At 39.5% G+C, this 26,421-nt stretch carries 28 protein-coding genes; 21 read left to right on the forward strand and 7 right to left on the reverse strand.

Going from position 1 to position 26,421, the window contains the following annotated elements:
* Nucleotides 1-99 precede the first annotated feature (99 nt).
* On the forward strand, nucleotides 100-297 hold the full coding sequence (locus CZ382_RS04605; RefSeq protein ID WP_088050041.1) for a hypothetical protein: 198 nt from the start codon (nucleotides 100-102) through the stop codon (nucleotides 295-297).
* Nucleotides 298-606: 309 nt separating this feature from the next.
* Nucleotides 607-909: a YlaH-like family protein gene (locus tag CZ382_RS04610; protein ID WP_088050042.1), complete on the forward strand. Its 303-nt coding sequence runs from the start codon at nucleotides 607-609 to the stop codon at nucleotides 907-909.
* A gap of 43 nt (nucleotides 910-952) precedes the next feature.
* Here CZ382_RS04610 and CZ382_RS04615 read toward each other — a convergent pair whose 3' ends face one another.
* The gene (locus CZ382_RS04615) at nucleotides 953-1,156 is read right to left on the reverse strand and encodes a YlaI family protein (RefSeq protein ID WP_088050043.1); all 204 of its coding nucleotides are present in this window, start codon (nucleotides 1,154-1,156) and stop codon (nucleotides 953-955) included.
* Between the two features lie 345 nt (nucleotides 1,157-1,501).
* On the opposite strand from CZ382_RS04615, the gene CZ382_RS04620 reads away from it, so the two are divergent.
* On the forward strand, nucleotides 1,502-1,789 hold the full coding sequence (locus tag CZ382_RS04620) for a hypothetical protein (RefSeq protein WP_088050044.1): 288 nt from the start codon (nucleotides 1,502-1,504) through the stop codon (nucleotides 1,787-1,789).
* A gap of 108 nt (nucleotides 1,790-1,897) precedes the next feature.
* On the opposite strand, the gene CZ382_RS04625 is transcribed toward CZ382_RS04620, so the two are convergent.
* Nucleotides 1,898-2,503 carry a YhcN/YlaJ family sporulation lipoprotein gene (locus CZ382_RS04625; RefSeq protein WP_088050045.1) on the reverse strand — a complete coding sequence of 202 codons (606 nt, stop codon included), beginning with the start codon at nucleotides 2,501-2,503 and terminating at the stop codon, nucleotides 1,898-1,900.
* A 129-nt stretch (nucleotides 2,504-2,632) separates the two neighbouring features.
* Nucleotides 2,633-3,118, reverse strand: coding sequence for a hypothetical protein (locus tag CZ382_RS04630; RefSeq protein WP_088050046.1), 486 nt, complete (start codon nucleotides 3,116-3,118; stop codon nucleotides 2,633-2,635).
* 177 nt (nucleotides 3,119-3,295) lie between these two features.
* Between CZ382_RS04630 and CZ382_RS04635 the strand changes: the two genes are divergently transcribed.
* The 3 genes from CZ382_RS04635 (at nucleotide 3,296) to pyc (ending at nucleotide 8,423) form a co-directional block, all read left to right on the forward strand.
* A complete protein-coding gene (locus tag CZ382_RS04635) occupies nucleotides 3,296-3,580 on the forward strand; it encodes a YlaN family protein (protein ID WP_088050047.1) in 285 nt (94 codons plus the stop codon).
* Between the two features lie 233 nt (nucleotides 3,581-3,813).
* Nucleotides 3,814-4,992, forward strand: a complete 1,179-nt coding sequence (gene ftsW, locus CZ382_RS04640) for a putative lipid II flippase FtsW (RefSeq protein WP_088050048.1) — start codon at nucleotides 3,814-3,816, stop codon at nucleotides 4,990-4,992.
* A complete protein-coding gene (gene pyc / locus CZ382_RS04645; RefSeq protein WP_088050049.1) occupies nucleotides 4,980-8,423 on the forward strand; it encodes a pyruvate carboxylase in 3,444 nt (1,147 codons plus the stop codon). The genes ftsW and pyc overlap by 13 nt, the downstream gene beginning before the upstream one ends.
* 108 nt (nucleotides 8,424-8,531) lie before the next feature.
* Here pyc and CZ382_RS04650 read toward each other — a convergent pair whose 3' ends face one another.
* Entirely contained in the window at nucleotides 8,532-9,500 is a 969-nt protein-coding gene (locus CZ382_RS04650; RefSeq protein ID WP_088050050.1) for a COX15/CtaA family protein, read from the reverse strand.
* Nucleotides 9,501-10,176: 676 nt separating this feature from the next.
* Between CZ382_RS04650 and cyoE the strand changes: the two genes are divergently transcribed.
* The 7 genes from cyoE to CZ382_RS04685 all read left to right on the forward strand — a co-directional run bounded on the left by cyoE (nucleotide 10,177) and on the right by CZ382_RS04685 (nucleotide 16,790).
* Complete coding sequence (gene cyoE, locus CZ382_RS04655; protein ID WP_284732496.1) at nucleotides 10,177-11,118, forward strand: heme o synthase; 942 nt, start codon at nucleotides 10,177-10,179, stop codon at nucleotides 11,116-11,118.
* 74 nt (nucleotides 11,119-11,192) lie between these two features.
* On the forward strand, nucleotides 11,193-12,245 hold the full coding sequence (gene coxB / locus CZ382_RS04660; protein WP_088050051.1) for a cytochrome c oxidase subunit II: 1,053 nt from the start codon (nucleotides 11,193-11,195) through the stop codon (nucleotides 12,243-12,245).
* Between the two features lie 59 nt (nucleotides 12,246-12,304).
* The gene (gene ctaD / locus CZ382_RS04665; protein ID WP_088050052.1) at nucleotides 12,305-14,155 is read left to right on the forward strand and encodes a cytochrome c oxidase subunit I; all 1,851 of its coding nucleotides are present in this window, start codon (nucleotides 12,305-12,307) and stop codon (nucleotides 14,153-14,155) included.
* 2 nt (nucleotides 14,156-14,157) lie between these two features.
* Nucleotides 14,158-14,781, forward strand: a complete 624-nt coding sequence (locus CZ382_RS04670) for a cytochrome (ubi)quinol oxidase subunit III (protein ID WP_088050053.1) — start codon at nucleotides 14,158-14,160, stop codon at nucleotides 14,779-14,781.
* Nucleotides 14,782-14,784: 3 nt separating this feature from the next.
* Nucleotides 14,785-15,102, forward strand: coding sequence for a cytochrome c oxidase subunit IVB (gene ctaF / locus CZ382_RS04675; RefSeq protein WP_088050054.1), 318 nt, complete (start codon nucleotides 14,785-14,787; stop codon nucleotides 15,100-15,102).
* Between the two features lie 239 nt (nucleotides 15,103-15,341).
* Nucleotides 15,342-16,244: a cytochrome c oxidase assembly factor CtaG gene (gene ctaG, locus CZ382_RS04680; protein WP_088050055.1), complete on the forward strand. Its 903-nt coding sequence runs from the start codon at nucleotides 15,342-15,344 to the stop codon at nucleotides 16,242-16,244.
* Nucleotides 16,245-16,334: 90 nt separating this feature from the next.
* Complete coding sequence (locus tag CZ382_RS04685; protein ID WP_088050056.1) at nucleotides 16,335-16,790, forward strand: DUF420 domain-containing protein; 456 nt, start codon at nucleotides 16,335-16,337, stop codon at nucleotides 16,788-16,790.
* 401 nt (nucleotides 16,791-17,191) lie between these two features.
* On the opposite strand, the gene ytvI is transcribed toward CZ382_RS04685, so the two are convergent.
* The gene (gene ytvI, locus CZ382_RS04690) at nucleotides 17,192-18,250 is read right to left on the reverse strand and encodes a sporulation integral membrane protein YtvI (RefSeq protein WP_088050057.1); all 1,059 of its coding nucleotides are present in this window, start codon (nucleotides 18,248-18,250) and stop codon (nucleotides 17,192-17,194) included.
* A 222-nt stretch (nucleotides 18,251-18,472) separates the two neighbouring features.
* A complete protein-coding gene (locus CZ382_RS04695) occupies nucleotides 18,473-18,838 on the reverse strand; it encodes a YugN family protein (protein WP_088050058.1) in 366 nt (121 codons plus the stop codon).
* Between the two features lie 342 nt (nucleotides 18,839-19,180).
* Between CZ382_RS04695 and CZ382_RS04700 the strand changes: the two genes are divergently transcribed.
* The 7 genes from CZ382_RS04700 (at nucleotide 19,181) to coaD (ending at nucleotide 23,908) form a co-directional block, all read left to right on the forward strand.
* Nucleotides 19,181-20,248 carry a CAP domain-containing protein gene (locus CZ382_RS04700; RefSeq protein WP_088050059.1) on the forward strand — a complete coding sequence of 356 codons (1,068 nt, stop codon included), beginning with the start codon at nucleotides 19,181-19,183 and terminating at the stop codon, nucleotides 20,246-20,248.
* 231 nt (nucleotides 20,249-20,479) lie between these two features.
* Complete coding sequence (ylbD, locus tag CZ382_RS04705) at nucleotides 20,480-20,875, forward strand: YlbD family protein (RefSeq protein WP_088050060.1); 396 nt, start codon at nucleotides 20,480-20,482, stop codon at nucleotides 20,873-20,875.
* A 12-nt stretch (nucleotides 20,876-20,887) separates the two neighbouring features.
* Nucleotides 20,888-21,121, forward strand: coding sequence for a YlbE-like family protein (locus tag CZ382_RS04710; RefSeq protein ID WP_088050061.1), 234 nt, complete (start codon nucleotides 20,888-20,890; stop codon nucleotides 21,119-21,121).
* A 57-nt stretch (nucleotides 21,122-21,178) separates the two neighbouring features.
* On the forward strand, nucleotides 21,179-21,619 hold the full coding sequence (locus CZ382_RS04715) for a YlbF family regulator (protein WP_088050062.1): 441 nt from the start codon (nucleotides 21,179-21,181) through the stop codon (nucleotides 21,617-21,619).
* 68 nt (nucleotides 21,620-21,687) lie between these two features.
* The gene (locus tag CZ382_RS04720) at nucleotides 21,688-21,963 is read left to right on the forward strand and encodes a YlbG family protein (RefSeq protein ID WP_088050063.1); all 276 of its coding nucleotides are present in this window, start codon (nucleotides 21,688-21,690) and stop codon (nucleotides 21,961-21,963) included.
* A gap of 645 nt (nucleotides 21,964-22,608) precedes the next feature.
* A complete protein-coding gene (gene rsmD, locus CZ382_RS04725; protein WP_088050064.1) occupies nucleotides 22,609-23,187 on the forward strand; it encodes a 16S rRNA (guanine(966)-N(2))-methyltransferase RsmD in 579 nt (192 codons plus the stop codon).
* Nucleotides 23,188-23,425: 238 nt separating this feature from the next.
* Nucleotides 23,426-23,908: a pantetheine-phosphate adenylyltransferase gene (coaD, locus tag CZ382_RS04730; RefSeq protein WP_088050065.1), complete on the forward strand. Its 483-nt coding sequence runs from the start codon at nucleotides 23,426-23,428 to the stop codon at nucleotides 23,906-23,908.
* Between the two features lie 40 nt (nucleotides 23,909-23,948).
* Here the strand turns inward: coaD and ylbJ are convergent, their stop codons facing one another.
* Nucleotides 23,949-25,157 (reverse strand): sporulation integral membrane protein YlbJ, encoded by a 1,209-nt coding sequence (gene ylbJ / locus CZ382_RS04735; RefSeq protein ID WP_088050066.1) that lies wholly within the window; start codon nucleotides 25,155-25,157, stop codon nucleotides 23,949-23,951.
* 228 nt (nucleotides 25,158-25,385) lie between these two features.
* Between ylbJ and CZ382_RS04740 the strand changes: the two genes are divergently transcribed.
* Entirely contained in the window at nucleotides 25,386-26,402 is a 1,017-nt protein-coding gene (locus tag CZ382_RS04740; protein ID WP_088050067.1) for a SepM family pheromone-processing serine protease, read from the forward strand.
* Nucleotides 26,403-26,421: the final 19 nt, after the last annotated feature.

Consider the following 26,421-nt stretch of genomic DNA (forward strand, 5'->3'; position numbering starts at 1 on the left):
CCTGGTCGTATTGTCATTAACTGTATTGCCATAAATCAATGAGATAATCCTCCCATTTAGATTAGAAATTCTTTTTCATCATAGATGGTGGCTGCGCGAATGCGGAGCCATGGTGGTTTCTTATCTGCCAAAAAAGCCTATCTTTATTACTATAAGAGTGTGTTCAAAAAGGAGGATGAAAAGGACCGAGAAGTTCGAGGCGGCGTAGTTTCGAGCAGCGGGCTTGCACAGGAAGTGCTGACTTCTGCGTTGCCCACAGGACGTGGGCGGTTTTTAGCAGAAGATCCTTATTCCTGATACATGAGCAGCGGAGAAACAAGCCAACGAGCTCCCACAGGATGTGGTGACTTCGACGTTCGACACAGGACGTGTCGGTACTTAGTCGAAGATCCCCTATCCCGAAGTGTCATTTTCACCGGACTTTTTGAACATCCTCTATAATCGTTTACTGTACGTTACATAGTCCAGTATAAATCATCCTTCAAGGTTTTTCAAAGCAATGACTTTGTTGGATTTCTTTCACATGTTTGCACTAGCATGTGCTAGAAAGATTTAGTATGATAGTAAAAGAGTTTTTTCGAACACGCACTTATTGGGGGCTATAGAATGGATAGTTTTATTTTTAATTTAATTGAAGATAACTATGGAACTGATCATATTTTTCTGACTTTGTATGTGCTTAATCTGATCTTTGGCGCAATTGCATTTAAACTCGGTTTTGCCCGGAAGCTGCCCATTCTCAAATCTTTATTTGTGTATATAATGCTTGCAATTGGTACATATATTATAACGATATTCAGTATTTTTAAAATGCCAATGACTGAAAGCTTAATTATTATTTCGGTGGTGATGGGGGTTTATCGATTCCGCTTACATCAGCAACGTAAAGCACGCGCTAATAATGAATAGGTAAAATTCAATAAAGAACTCCTAATTACAAAGGAGTTCTTTATTAAATAAGATCATTTTTTCGTTTCTTTTCTCTGTACAGACGGAAGTTTCCGGATTTATGTCTTGCTTTCGTTTTTTCATCTATCCGCTCATAGCAAGTTTTGCATAAATACATATGAATTCTCCGGTTTCGTAAACGTTTTGCCTGCAAAGAATAATCATCTATACCCTCTATATTGTCGCAGATAACACATTTGACCTGCATCCTATCACCTCAAACCAGGCTGTATACACCCATCTATAATGGCCAGTAATGCTACTAATAGTGCGTGTTCAAAAAGGAGGATAAAAAGGACCGAGAAGTTCGAGGCGGGGTAGCTCCCGGCACCGGAGTGTACATAAAAAGGTACATGAGGAGCGGAAAAGCAAGCCAACGAAGAAATTCGATGCGTCATTTTTACCGGACTTTTTGAACATCCTCTAATAGCAAGTTTTGCTTTATTTAACTATAACACAGGACAAATGTCTATGAAAGTAGTATATTATCTGAGGTTTGACAGAAAAATATTGGGGAATATAAAGAAGTAAAAGAGGACGAAAGGGCGATTCGATGAAAAAACGTTACATTGTTTCGGCATTAGGAGCCGCTGGCATCGGTACAGCAGGATTTTTGCTGAAGGACAAAGACAAACGAGAAAAGCTAATGGAAAAGGCCAAATCGGTATCAGGGATGTTTAAAAATGAGGGTAAGGATTCCGCGCTTGACGATGCAGGGATCCCTGACCAAACGGACAATCAAGATCTGGCTCAATTTGAGAATGCAAAAATGGTTTCAGAAGGTTCCCAATTTGGCGTACAGTATTATAATGAAGCAAAGGAAGAGGAACAACAGAAATAAATCTGGTTAAGTTTAATTCCAGATATGAAAAGGTGTTTCCAATTTGGAAACACCTTTTCATTTTCTCATTGGACAGGTTCAGCTCCAGCGGCCAGTGTCTTCCCGAGCTTATTGATTACCTTTTCCCGGATTAGACTGATCTTCTTGGATATTATCCAATTTGTCTTCATCTTTTTTCGGGATAACTTCTTTATTTTGATCCGGTTCTTCCGGCTGGTCATCATTTATTGGGAAGTCCGGCATATACCTGCTAACAATTCCGGATAATTCATCAACGACCCCTTGTACGGGATGCCCTTGACTTATTTTATTACTCATGTGGCGTAATCGTTCTGTTATGTCCGCATCAGCAACAACTACCGCAGTTTTACCATATGGATCATGCTTCAACGCTTCAAGAACAGAATATTTGATGGTACCAACACGAGAACGGTCCAAATCCTTATCAACATCAATCCCGACTACTGCATATGGACCCGCAACAACAGCAGCAGCATCATTTACATTTGGAACATCTCTGGCAACATTAGCTAAATGATTTGCCATATCTTCATTTGTTACATTTTTTCTTTTTGCTGGATTCGAATCTTCCACCTGAATAGGTTGATTTCCGCCTTCCTGCTCACGTGGCAGGGAAGTTTCATCTCCTTGCTGCTGACACCCGGCCAAGAGGATGAAACTCGCGATAAGAAATTTATAAAATCGAGATCTCATGTACTGTCCTCCTTCAAAATGAAGTTGTTGGTTTATTTTTAACCTGAGGATTTAAATTATACAAAAAAGCTGATTACCTTAATCGGGCAATCAGCTAAATCCAACTTTATGGTCCTTATTAAGTTCAGGTCACTTTATGATTATTTTCTGAAGGCCTTTAATCGGATTATCCATATTCGAACCGTCTGGGTAAAAAATGTAAACAGGTCCATCTTCTTTTATTATTTTCCCATCAATGGCAAACAGTAATAAACATTTTCTTAGTAGATCAAGTGAGATGGTTATTTCATCGCTGCTGGTAACTAGTACTGCTTTTTCTGCATTGGCATCCCATTCAGCATTGTCAATAAAATCCCTGATTGGCATAACATAGGAATTGGTTAATATTTTTTCTCCTTCTTTGCGGGAGATATTAGGGTTGACTGGTGGTTTACTTGACTGGAATACTGCACGGTCCCAGCGTTTTGAAGCCTTTTCCACCTCATCTTCTTTTACCGTAGTTTCCGCTCTTTTCGAAAACGCCTCTTCAAGCAAAATTTTTCGATCGTCAAAAATCCAAACAGTTGGATCAAGTGTAATTGGATAGTTAACATTTCCTGTTATTGGTATGATCATTGCTATTACCACCTTTATAGTATATATCCCTACCAAGAATAGCAGACACAGATAAAAATTTCATCTGAGATAATGTAGTGATTTTCCGCACACTTTCTGCAAACTTTTATTTGCAATTTATGGCTTGTAACGATAATATAGTAGAGAAGGAAGTCTTTCTATGTGGAGGGGATATATTTGTTATCTGAGGTGACCGTAAGCCATCGTGAAAAAGCCTATGCCCTTCTTAAGGCTGATGCTGATAAAATTTTAAAACTAATTGAAGTTCAAATTGAGAACTTAATGACACCGCAATGTCCTTTATATGAAGAGGTTTTAGATACACAAATGTTTGGTCTATCAAGAGAAATCGATTTTGCAGTGCGGTTAAATTTAATCGGTGAGAATGAAGGTAAAGCATTACTCGAAAATCTCGAAAGACAGCTAAATATATTACACGAAGCAGCGCAAAAATCTGTGTAGTTTTGTGTGTAATTCATTTTGGCGTTCCGCAGCAAAAACTTTGCCGACAATTTCATGGCAAGGTTTTTTTATTATAAACTATACCTGTTATACTAATTCATTTACATAGGGCAGTAAAGTACGAAAAAGAAATTTGCCAATAGAAATAGGTTACGCTATTTAGCCAAATGTGTTATACTATTAAAAATTTCGATTTCATCTTTACCTAAATACATAGCTTGGGGAGAAGTACGATGATAAAGAAATTAAAAAATAACGATTTCACATTAATGATTACTCCGCTTCTGTTAGCCGGTTTCGGAATGGTTATGATATACAGCGCCAGTATGGTTACAGCAGTCATGGAAGATTATGAAAGTACCCATTATTTGTTTAAGCAATTACAGTGGTTTATCATTGGTGCTGTCGGGTTTATTATTTGCAGTCTCTTTCCTTACAAATATTATCAAAAATTAATGAAAATAATCATGTTATTCATTATTATTTTATTGATCGGTGTATTGTTTTTTGGAACAGAGGTTAATCGTGCACAGTCATGGTTTAGCTTTGGCTTTATCAGCCTTCAGCCCGCCGAGTTTGCGAAACTGGGACTAATCATGTATTTAGCCTCTGTTTATTCCAAAAAGCAAGCCTATATTAATGAGTTTAATAAAGGTGTATTGCCACCATTAATTTTAACCGGATTCGTGCTCGGGCTCATTGTCTTGCAGCCAGACATCGGAACTGCCGCCATTATCTTTTTAATTGCCTGTTCCGTGATTTTTAGCTCGGGAATCAAATTCAGACATTTGTTTATCCTCATTGCAGCCGGATTATTGATTATTTTGGTTGCGATCCCGAACATGGTAACAGATGAACGGATTTCCAGGTTTACTGGAGCCTATCAGCCTTTTGAACATCCAGACGATGATGGCTATCACCTTATTCAATCCTATCTGGCTATAGGTGTTGGTGGATTAACCGGTGAAGGACTTGGCAACAGTGTACAGAAACTTGGTTATTTGACAGAGGCCCATACTGATTTCATTATGGCGGTTGTTGCTGAGGAACTTGGCTTTGTTGGGGTTATTTTAGTAATGGGAATGCTTGCGATTATTGTTCTTAGAGGAATTTTCATTGCCAGAAAGTGTGAAGACAGCTTCGGGGCATTACTCGCCATCGGAATTTCTTCGATGGTGGGTGTCCAGTCATTTATTAATTTAGGTGCGATAAGCGGACTCCTGCCGATTACTGGTGTACCGTTGCCGTTTGTTAGTTATGGTGGTTCTTCCCTGTTGATCATGATGATCTCCATGGGAATTTTAAATAATATTGCCAGAAGTGTAAAACTGAAAGAACAGCAGCCTGTTCCAGCAAAAGAGAAAGATATACCACAAAATATTAATAGAGGAGGAAGATCATGGCTGATGTAAAACAAATTAACAAAATATTGGTCGCAAATCGCGGGGAAATAGCAATTCGGGTGTTTCGTGCTTGTACAGAATTAAACATTCGAACTGTTGCGATATACTCGAATGAGGATACAGGTTCCTATCACAGGTATAAAGCAGATGAAGCATATTTAGTCGGTGAAGGAAAGAAACCGATTGATGCGTATCTGGATATCGAAGGGATTATTGAAATTGCAAAAGACGTTGGTGTTGATGCCATTCATCCTGGATACGGCTTTTTATCCGAAAATATTCAATTTGCGAGACGCTGTGAACAGGAAGGGATTCTTTTTATCGGCCCAACAAGCGAGCATTTAAATATGTTCGGGGATAAGGTGAAAGCCAGAACACAGGCGGTTAATGCCGGATTACCTGTAATACCAGGCAGCGATGGTCCAGTTATTTCGCTTGATGAAGTTGAAGCATTTGGGGAGAAATACGGGTATCCGATCATTATCAAGGCTTCCCTTGGCGGCGGTGGAAGAGGAATGCGGATTGTACGTAATGAAAATGGCTTGTCCGAAGCATATGATCGCGCTAAATCTGAAGCGAGGGCAGCGTTTGGCAGTGATGAGGTCTACGTTGAAAAATTAATTGAAAATCCGAAACATATTGAAGTCCAGATTATTGGGGATCATGACGGCAATATCGTTCATTTATTTGAACGTGACTGTTCAGTACAACGACGGCATCAAAAAGTTGTTGAGATTGCTCCAAGTGTATCACTTGATGAAACACTACGAATGAGAATCTGTGAGGCAGCTGTCAACCTGATGAAGAATGTTGATTATCTAAATGCAGGTACTGTTGAATTTTTAGTCACAGGTAATGACTTTTATTTTATTGAGGTCAATCCGCGGGTTCAAGTAGAGCATACCATAACCGAGCTTATTACTGGTGTTGATATTGTGCAAACGCAAATTAAAATAGCGGAGGGACAGCCGCTTCATGGAGATGCCATCGGTATCCCGCTACAGGACAACATCAAAACAAACGGCTATGCAATACAGTCAAGGGTAACGACGGAAGACCCGCTAAATAATTTCATGCCGGATACTGGCAAAATTATGGCCTACCGTACTGGCGGCGGATTTGGTGTTCGGCTTGATGCCGGAAACGGCTTTCAAGGTGCAGTAATTTCACCGCATTATGATTCGTTATTAGTGAAGGTTTCCACATGGGCGTTAACATTCGAACAAGCAGCGCAAAAGATGGTTCGTAATTTAAAGGAATTTCGGATTCGCGGGATAAAAACAAACATCCCATTCTTAGAAAATGTTATTCTTCATAAGAAGTTTTTATCTGGTGAGTATAGCACGACGTTTATTGATCAGACGCCAGAATTGTTTGTGTTTCCAAAACGGAAAGACCGTGGAACAAAGATGTTAACTTATATCGGTCATACAACGATTAATGGTTTTGAAGGAATGGCCAAAAAGAAAAAACCGTATTTTTCGAAGCCGCCAATTCCAAAAGTACATCATGCCGAGGAAATACCCGGTGGAACAAAGCAAATTTTGGATAAGCAAGGTCCTGATGGTTTAGCAAACTGGCTTAAGGAACAAAAGGAAGTGCTGTACACGGACACAACATTCAGGGATGCACATCAATCCTTATTAGCCACTCGTGTACGTACAAAAGATTTATTGCAAATAGCAGAACCAACAGCACGACTAACACCAGAGTTATTTTCTCTGGAAATGTGGGGTGGAGCGACGTTCGATGTAGCGTACCGGTTCCTGAAAGAAAATCCATGGGAGCGACTGCTTAGTCTCAGGGAAAGAATTCCGAATGTTCTGTTCCAGATGCTCTTGCGTGCCAGTAATGCGGTTGGCTATAAGAACTATCCGGATAATGTTATTCAGGAATTTGTAGAAAAAAGTGCTACAGCAGGAATCGATGTATTCCGCATCTTCGATAGTTTGAATTGGCTTGAAGGAATGAGGCCGGCCATTCAGGCGGTTCGTGACAGTAATAAAATTGCCGAAGCAACGATGTGTTATACAGGGGATATTTTGGATGCAAACCGTAACAAATATGACCTGGCGTATTATAAAAATTTAGCGAAGGAACTAGAAGCATCAGGTGCCCATATTTTAGGTGTAAAAGATATGGCTGGATTGTTAAAGCCAGAAGCAGCATATCAGCTTATCGCGACATTAAAAGAAACAGTTGACATACCAATTCACCTGCATACCCACGATACAAGCGGCAATGGGATTCAAATGTACACACGAGCAATCCAGGCCGGTGTAGATGCCGTAGATGTCGCTTGTGGATCAATGGCCGGGCTAACATCACAGCCAAGTGCACAAACATTGTACCACGCCCTTGAAGGTACAAAACGGCAGCCTAACATTAATATTGGTTCGTATGAAAAGTTATCACAATACTGGGAGCATGTCCGGGAATACTATACAGAATTTGAAAGTGGGATGAAGGCACCACATACGGAGGTATATTTCCATGAAATGCCAGGTGGCCAGTATAGCAACTTGAAACAACAAGCAAAAGCTGTAGGACTTGAAGATCGATGGAATGATGTAAAGGTGATGTTCCGCCAAGTTAACGAAATGTTTGGGGATTTGGTTAAAGTGACGCCTTCCTCAAAAGTAGTTGGTGATATGGCATTATTCATGGTACAGAATAACTTGACAGAAGATGATATATACGAACGTGGTGAAGCTATTGATTTTCCGGATTCGGTGGTGGAATTTGCACAAGGATATATCGGACAGCCATATCAGGGAATCCCACAGGAATTGCAGCGAATTATCTTGAAGGGGAAGAAGGCAATTACCGAAAGACCGGGAGAATTGCTTGACCCGGTTGATTTCGTACAGCTAAGAAACACATTGTTTAAAACACTTGATCGGCAGGTTACCAGCTTTGATTTGATTTCATATGCCCTATATCCAAAGGTGTTTATGGATTACCATAAATTCACTGAAACCTATGGGGATATGTCCGTACTTGACACACCAACATTCTTCTACGGCATGCGGCTGGGAGAGGAAATTGAAGTAGTTATCGAACAAGGAAAAACGCTCATTGTTAAGCTGGTTTCCGTTTCGGAGGCACATCCCGATGGTACTCGAGTTGTCTATTTTGAATTAAATGGACAGTCACGCGAAGTAGTTGTGAAGGACGAAAGTGTTAAATCCAAGCTTGCCGTTAAGCCGAAAGCAGATACAAATAATAACAAGCATATCGGTGCAACAATGCCGGGAACTGTTGTAAAGGTAGTCTGTGAAAAAGGGGAAAAAGTGAAAAAAGGGGATCACTTGCTGATTACAGAAGCAATGAAAATGGAAACAACTGTACAGGCACCATTTGCAGGGGTAATTAAAGATGTTTACGTAAAAAATGGAGAAGCAATAACTGTGAATGACTTGCTTATTGAGTTTGAATGAAAAAATGGGAAGCAGATTAATATACCTGCTTCCCATTTCTATATTACAAATAATTATTACAGAAAATGGCTCTTTATCGGCATTATCCTGTATCAGCCCTCTGTTACTCTATTTCTGACTACCTGCCTCTGAATTCTGATCTCCGTCATCAGACTTCTGATTTCCATTCTCTGCTTTTGCACTTCTAGTTGAAAGTAAGACGAAATAACTTAACATGGCGAAATAGCAAGAGATAACAAACGCATGCAATAATGAAATACCCAAGTTAACTATTGTAAAAATGATCATAGCTCCAAAGAAAACCTGCAGCATAATTAGCAGTAACGTCGTCGCCCAGCCCCACAACATTACTCGATTATTGTGGTAGTTCTTCACAACCTTAACAAATAGGACAACTGTCCAAATAAACAGGATACCGGCCAGCAGTCGATGCCCCATTTGGATCCATTGTTCAAAGCTGAAGGATGAAAATGAAAAGGGTGACTTATTGGTGCAGAATGGCCAATTGCCGCACACCATGCTGGCATGCGCATGCCGGACTAATGCGCCGGTATAAACAACGATAAGTGAATATATTGTAATAGCGTATATTTCAATCCGATGTCGTTTACGGATATACAAAGAGGTTGTATCAAATTTCTTGTCAATCTCAAAAATGAGCAGCATCAATAAAAATATCGCCGTAAAGGAAATAAGCGAAATACCAAAATGGGTAGCTAAAACGAAATCGGATTGGTTCCAAATAACAGCTGCTGCACCAATTAATGCTTGCAGGATTAAAAAGAAACTTGATAAAAAGGCAAGAAACTTCACTTCACGGATATGCCCTATATATCTCCAAGACAGATAAGATAATAACAGCACGACAATACCCATAATGCCGGATATTAATCTGTGGCTAAGTTCAATAACCAGTTCTGGGGTAATCTCACTTGGCACAAATTCGCCGTGACATAATGGCCAGCTTGGTCCACAGCCCATACCGGAACCTGTTTTAGTTACAAGAGCGCCACCGATTAAGACAAAGACCATACCAAGCGTTGCAACTACCGATAGCCATTTCAATGTTCTAATCATACAAAAAGCCTCACTTTAAATCGGAAAATATTTTGCAATAGTTATATAGTAATACTTTTCTGGTGTGAAGAGCAATGATAAACGTACAAATTACACATAATTGTCACCTTATCATGATTTATTACCGTTTTCACAATAAAAAAAGAAAAAACCCTTGCAAAGTGGAGCGTTGTTTGCTAGAAATAATGTAGGGGATATTTGTTAAGATTTCCACCACTTTGCCCTTTCAGACGGGAAAACTACATATATTTAGTTTTATAACCGAAGGCTATTATGCCTTTTATTTTATTTTTGGTCTCCATTTCACAATTTTGTCACATTTGGCGAGCCGGAAAAGTATTAAACCGTATGTAGTTAAGGTGCGTTGTCAAAAAGGCGGATAAAAAGTCCGAGAAGTTCTAGACCGCAGATACAAGCTATCTAGCTTCCACAGGATGTGGTGACTTCGACGTTCGACACAGGACGTGTCGGTACTTAGTCGAAGATCCCCTATCCCGAAGTGTCATTTTTACCGGACTTTTTAAACATCCTGCTAAATAGAATGTAATACAATTCCATGGTACAATTGGGATAATGATAGGATACTTTGGGGAATATTAGTTAATATAGCTGCATTCTGATAGTATGCTTATATATTTGCGCCTTTTTGTTGGGAATTTGAAGGGGGGATATTAGATTGAATAAAGCGGAAACAACAACTTCACAAATGATGGGTAAATTAACTGCAACCGAAAAAACAGACACGACATTTTTTGATGATTTGAAATCACTGGTAAAAATGGGAATCGTCAATTCCAATTTAATAACAGCATTCGCCGGATTTTGGCTGGCTCTTCATTTTACAGGTTCATCATTTATGGAGAATTGGGGCATCTTCCTGTTAACAATGGCTGGAACCGCTCTCGTTATAGCTGGTGGCTGTATCCTGAACAATTGGTATGATGTTGACATTGACCCGGTTATGACCCGCACGAAAAACAGGCCAACCGTTACGGGAAACATTCCCTTAAACCAGGTGCTTGCCTTGGGTATTGCTTCAACTGCTGCAGGTATTATCATGTTGCTCTTCACCACACTTGAAGCTGCTGTGCTTGGTTTTCTGGGTTGGTTTATCTATGTCGTCCTGTATACGATGTGGTCGAAACGCAGGTACACCTTAAACACGGTTGTAGGAAGTTTTTCCGGGGCAATACCGCCGCTGATTGGCTGGGCAGCTGTAGATCCTGAGCTTCATATGGCAGCAATTGTATTGTTTCTGATCATGTTTATCTGGCAAACGCCACATTTTCTTGCATTAGCAATGAAAAAATGCAAAGAATATAAAGCTGCAGGTATCCCAATGCTCCCAGTTGTTCATGGTTTTGCATTTACAAAGCGGCAGATGGTTGTGTATACAGCATGTCTATTGCCACTGCCATTTTACTTAGCTTCACTTGGCACTACATTTATAGTGATAGCAACACTGCTTAATGTCGGATGGCTTGCACTGGGTATTGGTGGATTCTTTATGAAAAACGATTTGAAATGGGCAAATTTGATGTTTATTTATTCATTGAATTATTTAACCATCATTTTTCTACTGATGGTAATCGTCACATTTGAATTCCCCTTCAGTTAATGATAATACGTAATTGTCCTTAATTAAAAATCAAATATAAGGAAGAAACAAAAGAGAAAGAGAGGTATGAATACATGAAAGGTTGGATGGGAAAATTCCGGGCTTTAAGTTTGTTAGGCTTACTGGCACTCGTACTTACGGGATGTGGTAGAGAAAATTTAACAGCTTTAAAACCTAAAGGATATGGTGCACAGACATCATACGATTTAATTATCCTTACAACAGTAGTAATGTCGATTGTACTGTTGGTTGTTGCAATAGTGTATATTACCGTATTGGTTCGTTTTCGCAAGAAAAAAGGAAAAGAGAATTTTATCCCTAAGCAGGTTGAAGGGAATAAAGTTCTGGAGACGATTTGGACAGTCATTCCAATTGTTCTGTTAATTATAATTGCTGTTCCGACAACGATTGCAACGTTTGACCTGGCTGATACAAAAGGTGCTAAAGATAAGTTAAATGTTGAAGTAACCGGGAATCAGTATTGGTGGCATTTTAACTATAAAGGGCAGGAAATTCAAACGAGTCAGGATCTGTATATTCCAACAGGTGAAAAAGTATATCTTAACATGAAATCTTCTGACGTTATTCATTCATTCTGGGTACCATCACTTGCAGGTAAAATGGATGTAAACCCTGAAAATGAAAATACCATGTACATTAAAGCGGATGAAGAAGGGGTTTATTGGGGTAAGTGTGCTGAGCTTTGCGGACCTTCCCATTCGTTAATGGACTTTAAGATTGTTGCCGTAAGTCCGGATGAGTTTGATCAGTGGGTCAATGATATGCAAGGTGTTGATCCAAAAGCAGTCGCTGAAGGAGATACAGCCAAAGAGGGGCAGGAATTATTCAACGAGAAAAACTGTATGAGTTGTCATGCTATTGGATCTTCCCCTGTTCAGGTCGGACCGAATTTAACAGACTTTGGTAACCGTTCAAAAGTTGCCGGTATTATGGACCATAATAAGGAAAATGTTGTAAAATGGATTATGGATCCGGAATCTGTTAAACCCGGAAATAAAATGACAAACAATTATCCAGAACTTTCCGACGAAGAAGCTAGTAAAATCGCTGATTATTTAATGCAATTAAATCCTTCTGAGGTTACGCTTGAAAGTGCTGGAGACTAGGAAAAAGATAAGAATTGGATTTTTTAAGGGATGGAAGATGTTAAAGGGAGGTTAAAGTAGTGAGTATTGCAGCTACTCAGAAAAGAGGCTTTGGCGCTGTATTATGGGATTATTTAACGACTGTCGATCATAAAAAAATTGCACATTTATATTTGTTTGGCGGTGGTTTATTCTTCCTGATCGGCGGAATAGAAGCCATGTTAATCCGTATTCAACTGATAAAACCAGATAATGACTTTTTGAGTGCAGGGTTATATAATGAAATGATAACGATGCACGGAACAACCATGATTTTTCTAGCGGCCATGCCGTTAATTTTCGCAATTATGAATGCCGTTTTACCATTGCAAATTGGTGCTCGGGATGTAGCCTTTCCATTTTTAAATTCCTTGGGTTTCTGGCTGTTCATGTTTGGTGGAATATTACTAAATTGCAGCTGGTTCCTGGGCGGTGCTCCAGACGCTGGATGGACGGGATATGCACCGTTGTCAACAACATCGCCAGGTCATGGTGTGGATTTTTATGTAATGGGTCTGCAGATTGCAGGTGCTGGGACATTAATCGGCGGTATTAACTTTCTGGTAACAGTCGTCAATATGCGTGCACCTGGTATGACATATATGCGGATGCCATTATTTACATGGGCATCATTTATTGCCAGTGTTCTAATCTTGTTTGCTTTTCCAGCTTTAACAGTAGGGCTGTTTTTGTTAATGTTTGACCGTATGTTTGGCACAGCATTTTTCGATGTGTCATTAGGTGGTAACACGATTATCTGGGAGCATTTATTCTGGATTTTCGGACACCCAGAGGTTTATATACTGATATTACCGCTATTCGGCGTATTTAGTGATGTTTTCTCAACCTTTGCCAAAAAGCGTTTATTCGGTTATACGGCAATGGTATTTGCAACAATGTTGATTGCATTTTTAGGGTTTATGGTATGGGCTCACCATATGTTTACGGTTGGTTTAGGTCCGGTAGCCAACTCCATTTTCTCCATTGCAACAATGGCGATTGCTGTTCCGACAGGGATTAAAATCTTTAATTGGCTTGCAACATTATGGGGTGGAAATATTACAATCAATTCCACAATGCTCTGGTCATTGGCGTTTATCCCTTCATTTACTATTGGCGGGATGACTGGGGTAATGGTGGCAACAGTTGCTGCGGATTATCAATATCATGATTCGTACTTTGTTGTTGCTCACTTTCACTATGTTATTGTCGGAGGTACCATCTTTGGTATTTTTGCTGCCCTGCATTACTGGTGGCCAAAAATGTTCGGTAGAATTTTGAATGAAAAACTGGGCAAATTAACATTTTGGACATTCTTTATTGGATTCCATTTAACATTCTTTATTCAGCATTTCCTTGGATTAATGGGTATGCCTCGTCGTTACTGGGTATTCCATTCAGGTGACCATCTTGATACTGGTAACTTGATTAGTACAATTGGTGCTTTTTTGATGGCCTTTGCTGTTATTGTGTTTGTTATCAACGCAATTGTTAGTGCAAGAGGTGAAAAAGCACCTGCAGATCCGTGGGATGGTCGTACCCTTGAGTGGGCAACAGCATCACCACCGGCCCATTATAACTTTAAACAAACACCGCTTGTACGCGGACTTGATCCATTGTGGGTTGAAAAAGCAGAAGGTAAAGCTGAAATGACACCTGCTGAACCATTAGGTGATATTCATATGCCAAACAATTCGTTCTTGCCGTTTCTATTTTCATTAGGATTATTTGTTGCTGGATTTGGTTTTATTTACCAAACAGACAATAAAGCATGGTTGGCTGTGCTTATTGGCGGTATGGCGTTCTCATTGGCAATGATGGTAATAAGATCAATGAAAGATGACTTGGGTCACCATATTACGAAAGAAGAACTTGAAAGGGAGGCTGACTAGTTATGAGTCACGATCATTCCTTAAATCCAGAAACAATGCCGCACGATCCGGAGAAAGCTACCCTTGAAGGTAAAAATAAGTTTATCGGATTTTGGTTCTTTCTCGGTGGTGAAACCGTTCTTTTTGCCAGTTTGTTCGGAACGTATTTAGCGCTGCACAATTCCACAGCAGGCGGTCCTTCGGGTCAAGATTTATTTGGGTTGGAACTTGTATTTGTGATGACTGTATTGTTATTGACAAGTTCGTTAACAAGTGTTTATGCAATTTACCATATGAAGAATAATGATTTTAAGAAAATGGCTCTTTGGTTTGTTATCACTATTATTCTTGGCTTTGGATTTGTAGGCTGTGAAATTTATGAATTCACGCATTACATTACCGAGTATGGTTTTTCATTCCGTTCATCAGCGTTCGGATCGGCATTTTATGCACTCCTTGGCTTTCACGGCGGTCACGTAACGTTTGGTTTATTTTGGGCGATTGTACTGTTAATTCGTAATGCAAAGCGTGGACTGAACCTGTACAATGCTCCAAAATTTTATATTTGGAGCTTGTATTGGCACTTTATTGATGTTGTTTGGGTATTCATCTTTACAGTAGTATATCTAATGGGAAAGGTGGGATAATCCATGACTGAAAACACCGGATCCAAACTCGATTCATTTCAAAAGAAAAAAAATAAAGAGGAAATGCAGCAGCAATTAATTAGCTTTGCACTAATGATTGTGTTTACCATTCTTGCATTCGTTGTCGTTATAACAGGTATGGATAAAATGATCGCAATTCCTATCCTGATTACGCTTGCAGTCGTTCAGGTCGGATTCCAATTTTATTACTTCATGCACATGAAACATGAAGGACATGAAATGGCAGCTGTAATGATTTACGGCGGCGTTTGGGCAGCATTACTAACATTGGCAGGACTAACTGTAATTACTTGGTGGTAACATGAATAAAAGACCGGGATTCTTCCTGGTCTTTTATTTTCTTAGCACGCGAGGTCCAGCACCAGCCCTACATCGTGTCGGCCTCAGGCTAACATTCAGTGGGGGGAAGAAGGGTACCCCTCTGAATGAAGTTTCACTTTATCCCACATTGTTGTATTTCTGTCACATTCGTAATGCGTGCAAGCGGATTAAATACGTTATAATATAAGGTATAAGCTGTTTTTATGGAGTGAGTTAATATGTGGTTGGAATTACAAATATTTGGTTTCCGTGCGTTGTGGAGTCCTTATTATTTCGCCTTTATTTTATTGCTTTGTCTCGCATATTATTTGATAACCATTCGGTATCGGCACAAGTTTGGTGTTGATGAAAACCCAACGGGAAAACAGCAGTTCTTTTTCTATTTGGGAATGTTGTTATTATACATTGTTAAAGGCTCTCCTGTTGATTTGTTAACACATATCATGCTGTCAGCCCATATGATTCAGCTGGCGACTTACTACTTGGTATTTCCTATCCTGATGATTAAGGGAATTCCGGTTTGGATTTGGGAACGGGTTGTGCATGTACCTGTACTAAGACCAGTCATCAAGCTGCTTACCAAACCAATTATTTCGCTGTTGCTGTTTAATACAATGTTTTCAATTTACCATATTCCGGCAGTCTTTGATTATACAAAATCCTCACCGGTCGCTCATACGCTGATTTCAACGATTATTCTCGTTGCAGCATTTATCGTTTGGTTTCCAGTCTTGACACCTTTAAAGCAATTCAATAAGTTATCTCCATTGTTAAAGATTGGCTACATATTTGCCAATGGGGTTCTTATTACGCCTGCATGTGTACTAATTATTTTTGCAGATGTACCTTTGTACGCAGCATATTCACAAGACGGTGCATGGATTCAGGCGCTGGCATTGTGTGTACCAAGTGAAGTATTACAGGGGCTTGCTCCTTCCATTTCTGGACCGGAAATGTTCTCACCAATGAGCACAATGGAAGATCAGCAATTGGGCGGTATTATTATGAAACTAATGCAAGAAATAACGTATGGAGTTATTTTGGCGAAGGTATTCTTTTCCTGGTTTACCCGGGAAAGTCTTAAAGTCGATCCTATTCCGGAACCGGACGGGGCAAAGTAATCTCGTACCAAACATCTGAAGCTGTAAATTGTTTTCAATAGAGTGTTTACGGCTTCACTCTTAATTTGTTGTAAGAAAGGAATTAATTTGATGCCATTATTACCAACAATCAGTACTTTTTTCATCGTTTTAAGCGCACTATTAGTTGCAATTGGCTGGAGATTGATTATTAAGGGGAAGGCCAAAGCACATAAACGGACCATGATTTGTGCTGCGATAAGTGCGTTGCTATTCTTTATCATTTATGTATCAAGAACTGCCTTTATCGGTAATACAAGTTTTGGCGGCCCGGATAGTATTAAAATTTATTATACGGTTTTCTTGATTTTCCATATTTTTTTAGCAACTGTTGGTGCTATCTTTGGAGTTGTAACGATAACGCTCGCATTAAAGCGTAAAATAACGATACATAGAAGAATAGGGCCGATTACAAGTATCATCTGGTTCTTTAGTGCAATTACCGGTGTTATGGTGTACCTGCTTCTATATATTATTTATGATGGCGGACAAACGACAAGTATGATTAAGGCGATACTAGGATCATAAAAAGCGTGAAAGCATTTGGTGCTTTCACGCTTTTTTTAATAAGTAAGAAAGTATAAGATTCAGGCTCTATTCCACTCATGTCAGGGCAGGCCACGTCCGGCTCCAGCGCCCAGTGGCTAGTATGCTTCCCTCACCTCCGTACGATAAGTCAAGAAGGATGGCCGACTAAAAACGGGCTTTGCGCCCAACTCACGTCTACCCCTTTTTTAGTGGCATGTTTCCTTTATCTCCTGCGGTTGTTTGTTCGGTTAAGACCGCTGCTCCCGGCAGCAACACCAAACCACCCTGCTTGGCAGGGCGCAGCATATACGCGGGCCTGCAGGATGCAGGTCATGCCGACGTTGGCACAGGACGTGCCGGTTTTAGTCGGCCTTCCTTAACCGGCGCTTGCGCCTTTGTTCTTAAATTTTAATGTTCAATTTAATTAATCCTGCCTCTCTCGCAGAATTAAACATAATTAATAACAATGGGCCAATAATAAAGCCGAATAGTCCAAGCATTTTAATACCAAGGAACATGGCTATCAGTGTTACCAGTGGTGAAAGTCCAATATGTTTCCCCATCACTTTCGGTTCTACTGTACGACGTATCCCGAGGAGAATAACAGCTAATATTGCCAGTTTTACCCCCAATACAGTATCACCAGTAATAAGCATAAACAATGACCATGGTCCGAGGATGATGATCGAGCCAATAATAGGTATGAAATCAATAACCCAAATGACAAGCGACATAATAATGGCAACTTCAGGGACAATGAGAAACAGTCCTATCAACGAAACGATAAAAATAATCACACTGACAAGAAATTGCGCTTTAAAAAATCCCAGAATTACGTCCGCTAATCGTTTATTCATGAAAGAAACTTTTTCCGCGGTCTCTTTTTTTAGCAATTTATATGAATTTGCTTTGACAGCGGGTAACTCAAGCATAAATAGAAATAGAGCAATTAAATAGACAAGAAAACTAACCATGTATTGCGGAATTTTTGCAAACGTTTGTGTAATGTTATCAATAGTAATTTCATTTTTCGCTGTTGTACTTAAAGAAGAAAGATAATCTTCCAGACTTCTTGATACTTCCTGGACAAATTCCTGTGGCAGGTTTTCGGAATACTGTTTAAAGTTTTTCTCCCATTCAGCATACACCTCATTTAAATCGTTAAAGTATTCCGGTACATCCTCCACAAAGTTTACTAATTCTGTTACAGCTTTTGTTACAACAAATGTGCCTGCGATGCCGATGAAAATTAAAAATAACGTAAAAACGATGATTACCGCTGTCTTTCTGTTGGTTTTTGTTTTCCTTTGAAAAAATCCTACCGCTGGATTTAGCACAAGTGCAGTAATAAATGCAATGATTAATGGAACAGAAATAGGTAAAATAAAATAGATTGCTACCAGGAATATGATGGTTAAAAATATAAGTGTCCATTGACGTTTTGTGATCGATCGAAACAATTTAATGGGATATCTCCTTTCACAAGCAAATCTTTTTATGTATATGAAAAATATAGCATTTATTTACCTTTTTGAACAGTTTTTAAAATCGGAATCGGGTAGAAGCTAAAAGGAATGATACGAAGGGTCAAAGTCTATTGATAGTGCATGGGGTGCGCTCTGTCTGTCGTTAGTTAACAACAAAAAACAACTGCTCTAAACGGGGAAGAGCAGTTGTTACCGTTATTTTTTATATTGTTCAACTTCCTCCTGTACTTTTGCTACCAAACCGTAAGCCCGCTCCACAAGGCTTTCCGGGAAGTTTTCATCTTCACCGTATTCGACGCCATGTGGGTAGTAATGTTTCCCCAGGAGTGGTGTTAACAGTTTAATCACTGCATTGCCGCGATCCACATCACCTTCAAGGGCATAACCCTGAATACGTATGTAATATGTAATATTTTTTTCTTTGGAATCAATTCGGTAATCATACGTAACACGTTCGTAATCCCATTGGCCGGCACGAATAAAAGCGTGTTTACCCATTAAATGGTCTAATGGTTTTAAATCAACGACTGCATCATCTATCCCAGTATTTTCCAATCTCATTTTTTCCACCTCACATAATTTTCCTCACTATACCTATAATAGTACGAAATTCGCCAAGTTGCAAATCGAAAAGGTACGCCGAGCAAGCGGGAATGAATTTTTCCCAAAGTTTCCATCCCCGTTGTTACTTTTGGAATGGAAAGGGAATAATAGATAAAGTAGAATGGAATAGGAACCTAATACATATATTTAATATAACAATAAACAGGATGTTCAAAAAGTAACCAAATATGCTGCGAACCCGGACGCTTTGTTGTTTGTCTTACTCTCATTACGCCGCATTAAACTTTTGGCATAATTTGGTGAGTTCTTGAACACATAATTTAAAAAGGGGAAAACTGTATGCGTCTAATTCGAACTATATTAATTCTATTTTTGTTGGCACTTGGGGCTTTTTATTTGCTGGAAAAACATAATATTTCACCAAAAGAAGCAGTCCATGATATAGGCAATGTATTAGAGGAAAAGAAGAGTATGCTGGAATCAAAATCTGTTCCGGAAAAGAAATTACCAAAAATAACTTTAAAGGGCGATTTGTTTCTATGGGTTGGCAAATCATCCGGTGAATTAACGAAAAGCCTAGGCGACCCGTTACGGATCGACAAGAGTGCATATGGGTATGATTGGTGGGTGTATACCGATCAGCATGAGCAGTATATTCAATTTGGTGTACAGGATGGTGAGATTAAAACAATCTATGCATCCGGAAATAATTTATCAACCGACCCGATCCAGATTGGCCAATCCTATGATGAAATTACTAAACATTTTTCATTTGCCAAAGAAGTTTCCTATAATGAGGGGGTCTCTTCTTATACATTTCACTTAAATGATGATGACATCAAAATGCGTCCAATAGCAAAAATTGCCGATAATGTTTTTGTTCAATGTTATTTTGATACATTTACAGGTAAACTATCCTCCATCCGAATCCTAACGGCAGATGTTCTATTAAAGCACCGGCCGTATAAGATCGAATATCGGGGTGATTTACCGGACGAGCCTAACTTATCCGACAAGGAATGGGCGAAGGTAGAATCCGGCATGGAGCAGCAAATTTTTGATATTACCAATGTAATGCGCAATCAGTTTGATAAGAAAAGTGTAAAATGGAATGAAACTGTCAGTAAGGTTGCTTTCCTTCATAGTGAGGACATGGCAGAGAACAATTACTTCTCGCACTACAGCAAGAATGGTAATGGATTAAAAGAACGATTGGCGGCTAAAGAAGTTTATTATTTATCAGCTGGGGAAAATATTGCTGCCCAGTATCCCGATGCCCCAGCAGCGATGGAAGGCTGGCTTAATAGTGAAGGGCATCGTGCTGCCCTTCTGAATAATGATTATACGCATTTAGGTGTTGGCGTTTACCATTTTTATTACACACAGAATTTTGTTGAAAAGCCATAGAATGTTGTACAATTAATTTTTTCACGAACAATTAGCAGCCCATCTTTCATTTAGGTGGGCTTTTTTGGTCTTGAACTTAATACAAATTGGACAGTAGAGACGTTTAATATTCCTTTTTTGAACGGATCAGATTTCAGGATATAATTTCAATTCGATTGGATTCTCACAGTATATGAGTCTATATCATAAATTAATTAGTAACAGCGATTCATCAATGAGGTGAGGAGAATCATGGAAGATCAATTACATCCGACTGTCAGGGAATTTAAGGCCTTTTTGGCAAACCATCCTAAATTAGTAAAAGAGATCAGGAAAAGTGGAAGATCATGGCAGGAGCATTATGAGAAATGGGTGCTACTCGGGGAAGATGATCCATATTGGTCACAATACAAGGAAGATGTTGAGGAAAATTCAGAACAGAAAGGAACAAAGAAGCAATCCGAATTGTTTAGCCAGCTGCTAAAAATGACTGAAAATATTGATATCAACAAAGTGCAAAAACAAGTGAAGCAGCTAAGTACGACAATTGCCACCATACAAGAGGTGCTGGGCCAATTTCAGGAAACGAAAAAATCTTCGCCTGGCCCTAAAAATGAACCCCGGCCAATTAACTGGTTTCGGGATTAAGAGGTGAGATAGGTGCAGCAGTTTAGTTACCAATATTTACAGTCACACCCGCATTTATTAAACTTTGTCCGTTACAACCCAATTTGGTACCGATATCTAACGAGAGATCCAAACCGAATAGCGGAGCTTGAAAGAGAAGCAAAGAAATTTTACGGTAAAACGTTTCCGCAACGGCTTGAAAAAATAAGCAATCAGGTGCAAATGGCAGGAATGTTGATTCAGTTTGCCGAATCAATGAAAGATTAGCCAGCTTTAATATTAGCAGCATTCATGATATGATAAGATTGGAGGTGAAAAACTCAAATGATAGCAACGATGGAATATGTAGATATCCTGGATCGCTCCGAACTGCTAGGACGGATGGTTTTACAGTCTGATGTCATGGAAGCCTACAATAATTCCCGTGAAGCGTTGGATAATGATGATGAAGCACAAAAGCTGATTAAAGCTTTTACCGATATAAAAATACACTACGAGGATGTCCAGCGATTTGGCAGATATCATCCTGATTACAATCAGATCATGAAAGAAGTACGTTCAATCAAACGGAAGATGGACATGAATGAGAAAGTAGCAGCATTCAAGGTCGCAGAACGCAATCTGCAAAAATTACTGGATGAAATCAGTCAATATATTGCATTAAGTGTAAGCAAGGATATTAAAGCACCAAAGGATGGTGCTGCACTAAGTGATGGCGGTTGTGGCTGTGGAAGTGGCGGTGGTTGCGGCTGCCGGGCATCGTAACAGATTAGCTATCCACTTAGATAATTTGCTATACTATGTCCAAATAATGTTGTAAGTGAGGGCTTAACATGAGAACAAACCGTCAAGGAATCATTGTCTGGTTCCAGCATATGAAAAACCTGAGACAAATAAAGCGCTATGGTCATTTGATTTATACATCAAAAAAATTAAAATATGCTGTTTTATATGTTGACCAGGATGAGATAAAAGACATTGAAAAAAAGCTGCTGAAGCTTTCCTTTGTATCAAAGATAGATCACTCCTATAAGCCCTTTATTCGGACAAATTATGAGAATGCCAAGCCCGACAAGGCCAAGCAGTACGATTATAAAATGGGAATTTAAGGAAAGCAATCCTTCGATATAAGATACCCCTTCCTCAGGTACATAATGAACGGAAGGAAAAAGTGATTAGAAAACTTGGCATTCGCCAAGCCTTTGGGCGAATGCCTTAGTTGCACTTATGCAGGATAAGAAAGTTTATACTTTCTTATCTGACAAAAAGAAAACCTGCAGAATGTTCTGCAGGTCTTTTTGCTTTCTGCTCGAAAACAAAAAGGCAAAGGGAGAGGAGAAACCGGAGGAGAACTTATGGGGAAATGTAAGTCTTCTCCGTGTTTTGAAACAACTAAGCTAAGTATTAGCTGCCTCGTTATGTTATTATGGACGACCAAAAGAATAATATACGTTTTTTGAATAGATTTTTAAGAGGATGTTTCAAAATATCACCAAATGATAAGTGCCGAACTATAAAGTTGGCAATAGGGAATCTTCTGCTTCAACAGCAGAGGTCAGCACGGCCCGTGCAACCCCGGGTACTCTAAGACTATGCCACCTCGACCTTCAAGACTTAGTACGGCGACTTATTGAACACGTACTTAAAATCCATACAGAATTTTGAGGTATGGATTGCAACACCTTAAAAGAACAGTCGCTTGTATGTTTGTTTTGTGGTAAAATGTCGATTAGCGGCAGTTTGAGGTGAATAATATGAGAGTAATAGCAGGTGAAATGAAAGGCAGACACTTGAAGACGGTTCCCGGTAAGTCAACAAGGCCAACAACTGATAAGGTAAAAGAGGCTGTTTTTCAGATTGCCGGACCTTTTTTCACTGGCGGGTTATGTCTGGATCTGTTTGCTGGCAGCGGCTCGTTAGGTATTGAGGCTCTGAGCAGGGGGATGGAAAAGGCAATTTTTATCGATAAACATCCAAAGGCAATTCAAACCATTCATCAGAATTTAAATGCGCTCCATCTTGAACAGCAAGCAGAGGTATATCGCACAGATGCATATCGTTCGCTAAAAAGGCTCGCAGAAAGAGGTTTGCAATTCGATTTGATTTTATTTGATCCGCCATATAGTAAAATCGATTATGCCAAATTTTTACATACTATTGAATCATTACAGCTGGTAAAGCTTAATGGTATTATTTATTGTGAACACGATGCAACCGAAGTTTTACCTGATGACCTTGAACATGTAAAGATTCTGAAACAGGAAAACTATGGGGGGACAATCGGCATTACTATTTATCACGCATTAACGGACTGTAATACTCCCCACCTCTAGGCGTGAGTATACCAGCAGCACGTAAATATCCGATTTTAGGAACAAAGACTGACCGACATCCTTGTGACCCACATCGTACGAGCCTCGGGCTAACATTCAGTGGGGGAGGAAGGGCAGGCTAAAAACCGTCACGTCCCATGCCTTCGCCTGCACTAGGACGTCCTGTGCTAAATGAAGTTTCACTTTACATCGTGTTACAGGCAATAGTTAAAGAAGCGATAGAAGAGGTGTATGCAGAATGAGCAGATTGGCAATCTGTCCAGGTAGTTTTGATCCAGTTACATACGGACATTTAGACATCATCCAGCGCGGAGCAAAAATTTTTGATCAAGTAATTGTTGCCGTGTTTAACAATCAATCAAAAGCACCGTTATTTACAGTAGAGGAACGGATGGAGCTACTTCGGGAAACGACAAAGGATTTACCAAATGTTACGGTTGACTCTAGTGCTGGTCTATTAATTGATTATGCGAGGGAGCAAAATGCGCGTGCAATTTTACGCGGTTTACGTGCAGTTAGTGATTTTGAATATGAATTACAAATCACATCGATGAATCGAAAGCTGGATGAAAATATTGAAACATTTTTTATGATGACAAACAATCAGTATTCCTTTTTGAGCTCAAGTATTGTAAAAGAAGTGGCCAAGTATAAGGCAGATGTATCCGATATTGTTCCAAAGGCAGTCGAAAAAGCCCTTATGGAGAAATTCAGATTGTAAATTAAAAGAATGCTGCACATGATTTTCGTGCAGCATTCTTTTAATTTATAAACCTTCGCCGATAGAGGATGAGTACCGAAATTGCCAAAAAGAGGATCGTAATAAATGGACCAGCGTGCTTTATGATATCTAAAATACTCACCCAAATAGTTTGATCTGCACCTTCTGAAACGGGGATACTTTCCAGCTCGAACGCCTCCCTGTTTACATATAGTGGTTTGTATAAAATAATGGTTAAGATACTGGCAAAGAAAGCATGAAGAAAACGTGCAAAAAAATAAGGTGCAAAACGAATATCTGTTCTCGCAATAATACTGGATACTTGAGCCTGAACAGAGAGACCGTGAAAACCCAGAATAAAACTGACAATAACCATCTGGGCCAGCAAACTATCAATAAATGTTTGTGATATCATTTGTGAGCCTAACGTAATTTCGAAAAGTCCCGATAAAAACGGCAGCGCTAATTCTACCGGAAGTGAAATGGCATGGAAAACGAAATGGAATGAATTAGCAATAATTGGTGAAATACCCAGGATATATAATAATTTTGTGAAAACGGAAAAAAGGATGATAAATCCGCCAACCATTACTAATGTTTTAACCGAATTCAGAACCGCATCCCCCATGACTTGTCCAAACGGGCGGGGGTCGTTCAATCTTGTCCGGTGCATTTCTTTAAACGCTCGCGTCAGTGATACTTTGTTTCCCGCTGGCTTTTTTCCTTTTTCTTTGGATCTTCCGTAAAATCGCATACAAATACCGACAAATGTATTGCCTATATAATGGCAAGCAATCAAAAGGATGCCAAGTTTTAAATCATTGAAAAGCCCGCCTGCAATTACGCCAATAATAAATAGTGGACTGGAGGCGTTGGTAAATGCGACTAGTCGTTCTGCTTCAATCTGTGTTATTTGTTTCTCTTCCCGTAAATGCACAGAAATTTTGGCTCCTGTTGGATATCCGCTAACCATTCCCATTATCCAGGCAAAACTGCCGACGCCAGGCACATTAAAAATTGGACGCATGATCGGTTCGCAAAGTACGCCAATAAAATTAACGACACCAAAGCTGATCAGTAATTCAGCAATGATAAAAAAGGGCAGTAATGTCGGGAATACACTTTCCCACCATATGTTTAGTCCGCGCACGCTGGCCTCGGAGGCTTCGTCGGGAACTGTCAATATTGCAAATGCGATAAACCCTGTAATTCCGGCTAAAACAAGCGTTTTTATAATTTGCTTCAACATAAAGCCCCCTAGTGAAGTGCTACCCCTGTACTTCTTTTTTTGATAGTAGTAGAATAATTTTTAGTTCAGCATAAAAGCAATAATAAAAACATAATGGTTTGAAAATGTGATCATGTTTTGTACGAGTCTCTATCAATATACGCACATACCCCCGGCATTTATGCCATACACTTTTTAGACAAACCATTTGTACAGTAGTTGTATTTTGAAATTGGAAGGAGTTATATTGTGAAAATTACCAAGCGCCATATACTGTATTTAATTATTGTTGTAGCGATTGCTTTTTTTCTATCTGCATATCAATTGCCGTATTATATTTATAAGCCGGGCGGGGCCGATCCATTAAATCCAATCGTTGCAGTTGATGGCGGTTATAAGAGTGCAGGTGATATGCACTTGGTAACTGTTAGAGGAGGACAAGCGACTCCGATTCAATACATCTGGGCAAAGCTTTTACCACATCAGGAAGTACTGCCATTAAAAGAGGTCAGACCTGAGGGAATTACCGAAGATGAATATTTCCATGCACAGTTGCAAATGATGGAGAACTCGCAGGAGGCGTCCACCGTTGTAGCGTATCAAGCGGCTGGAGCAGATATTAATATCGAATATAATGGTGTATATGTAGTCACGGTTATTGAAGGAATGCCTGCTGAGGGAAAGTTAAAAATGGGAGACCGGATTATCGGTATTGATGGAAATGAAGTAAAGCAGGCGGATGATCTAATTTCCTATGTCGAGAATAAAAATGCTGGTGACACCATTTCCATAGAATTTAAGCGGGATGACAAAACGTTAACCAGGGACATTACACTTGAGACATTTAAAAAACTCGACAATAAAATAGGCATTGGTATTCAATTGGTCACAGACCGGAGCGTCACGGTAAATCCGAAAGTCAAGTTTTCCAGTGGCAGTATTGGAGGTCCGAGCGCCGGACTAATGTTTTCGCTGGAAATCTATGATCAATTAACGAAAGAGGATTTAACACACGGCTATCAAATTGCCGGAACAGGTGAAATGGACTACGAAGGAAATGTTGGACGTATAGGCGGGATTGATAAAAAAGTGATTGCCGCAGATGACGAGGGCTGTAAAATATTTTTTGCCCCCAATGAAAATGGCGCCCCGGATTCCAATTATGAGGTCGCCAAAAAGACGGCAGAGGAGATTGGAACAGATATGAAAATTGTTCCGGTTGATACGTTTGACGATGCATTGCAATACTTACAAAATTTGAAATAAAAACCGTAAGTGCTGTATC

This window comes from Virgibacillus dakarensis (genome assembly GCF_900155625.1).
GTDB classification, from domain to species: Bacteria; Bacillota; Bacilli; order Bacillales; family Amphibacillaceae; genus Lentibacillus_C; species Lentibacillus_C populi.

What these genes read in the sequence shown, in the direction of transcription:
- CZ382_RS04605 (WP_088050041.1), top strand. Translation starts at nt 100, where the DNA reads ATGCGGAGCCATGGTGGTTTCTTATCTGCCAAAAAAGCCTATCTTTAT.
- CZ382_RS04610 (WP_088050042.1), top strand. Translation starts at nt 607, where the DNA reads ATGGATAGTTTTATTTTTAATTTAATTGAAGATAACTATGGAACTGAT.
- CZ382_RS04615 (WP_088050043.1), bottom strand. Translation starts at nt 1,156, where the DNA reads ATGCAGGTCAAATGTGTTATCTGCGACAATATAGAGGGTATAGATGAT.
- CZ382_RS04620 (WP_088050044.1), top strand. Translation starts at nt 1,502, where the DNA reads ATGAAAAAACGTTACATTGTTTCGGCATTAGGAGCCGCTGGCATCGGT.
- CZ382_RS04625 (WP_088050045.1), bottom strand. Translation starts at nt 2,503, where the DNA reads ATGAGATCTCGATTTTATAAATTTCTTATCGCGAGTTTCATCCTCTTG.
- CZ382_RS04630 (WP_088050046.1), bottom strand. Translation starts at nt 3,118, where the DNA reads ATGATCATACCAATAACAGGAAATGTTAACTATCCAATTACACTTGAT.
- ftsW (WP_088050048.1), top strand. Translation starts at nt 3,814, where the DNA reads ATGATAAAGAAATTAAAAAATAACGATTTCACATTAATGATTACTCCG.
- pyc (WP_088050049.1), top strand. Translation starts at nt 4,980, where the DNA reads ATGGCTGATGTAAAACAAATTAACAAAATATTGGTCGCAAATCGCGGG.
- CZ382_RS04650 (WP_088050050.1), bottom strand. Translation starts at nt 9,500, where the DNA reads ATGATTAGAACATTGAAATGGCTATCGGTAGTTGCAACGCTTGGTATG.
- coxB (WP_088050051.1), top strand. Translation starts at nt 11,193, where the DNA reads ATGAAAGGTTGGATGGGAAAATTCCGGGCTTTAAGTTTGTTAGGCTTA.
- CZ382_RS04670 (WP_088050053.1), top strand. Translation starts at nt 14,158, where the DNA reads ATGAGTCACGATCATTCCTTAAATCCAGAAACAATGCCGCACGATCCG.
- ctaF (WP_088050054.1), top strand. Translation starts at nt 14,785, where the DNA reads ATGACTGAAAACACCGGATCCAAACTCGATTCATTTCAAAAGAAAAAA.
- ctaG (WP_088050055.1), top strand. Translation starts at nt 15,342, where the DNA reads ATGTGGTTGGAATTACAAATATTTGGTTTCCGTGCGTTGTGGAGTCCT.
- CZ382_RS04685 (WP_088050056.1), top strand. Translation starts at nt 16,335, where the DNA reads ATGCCATTATTACCAACAATCAGTACTTTTTTCATCGTTTTAAGCGCA.
- CZ382_RS04695 (WP_088050058.1), bottom strand. Translation starts at nt 18,838, where the DNA reads ATGAGATTGGAAAATACTGGGATAGATGATGCAGTCGTTGATTTAAAA.
- CZ382_RS04700 (WP_088050059.1), top strand. Translation starts at nt 19,181, where the DNA reads ATGCGTCTAATTCGAACTATATTAATTCTATTTTTGTTGGCACTTGGG.
- ylbD (WP_088050060.1), top strand. Translation starts at nt 20,480, where the DNA reads ATGGAAGATCAATTACATCCGACTGTCAGGGAATTTAAGGCCTTTTTG.
- CZ382_RS04715 (WP_088050062.1), top strand. Translation starts at nt 21,179, where the DNA reads ATGATAGCAACGATGGAATATGTAGATATCCTGGATCGCTCCGAACTG.
- CZ382_RS04720 (WP_088050063.1), top strand. Translation starts at nt 21,688, where the DNA reads ATGAGAACAAACCGTCAAGGAATCATTGTCTGGTTCCAGCATATGAAA.
- rsmD (WP_088050064.1), top strand. Translation starts at nt 22,609, where the DNA reads ATGAGAGTAATAGCAGGTGAAATGAAAGGCAGACACTTGAAGACGGTT.
- coaD (WP_088050065.1), top strand. Translation starts at nt 23,426, where the DNA reads ATGAGCAGATTGGCAATCTGTCCAGGTAGTTTTGATCCAGTTACATAC.
- ylbJ (WP_088050066.1), bottom strand. Translation starts at nt 25,157, where the DNA reads ATGTTGAAGCAAATTATAAAAACGCTTGTTTTAGCCGGAATTACAGGG.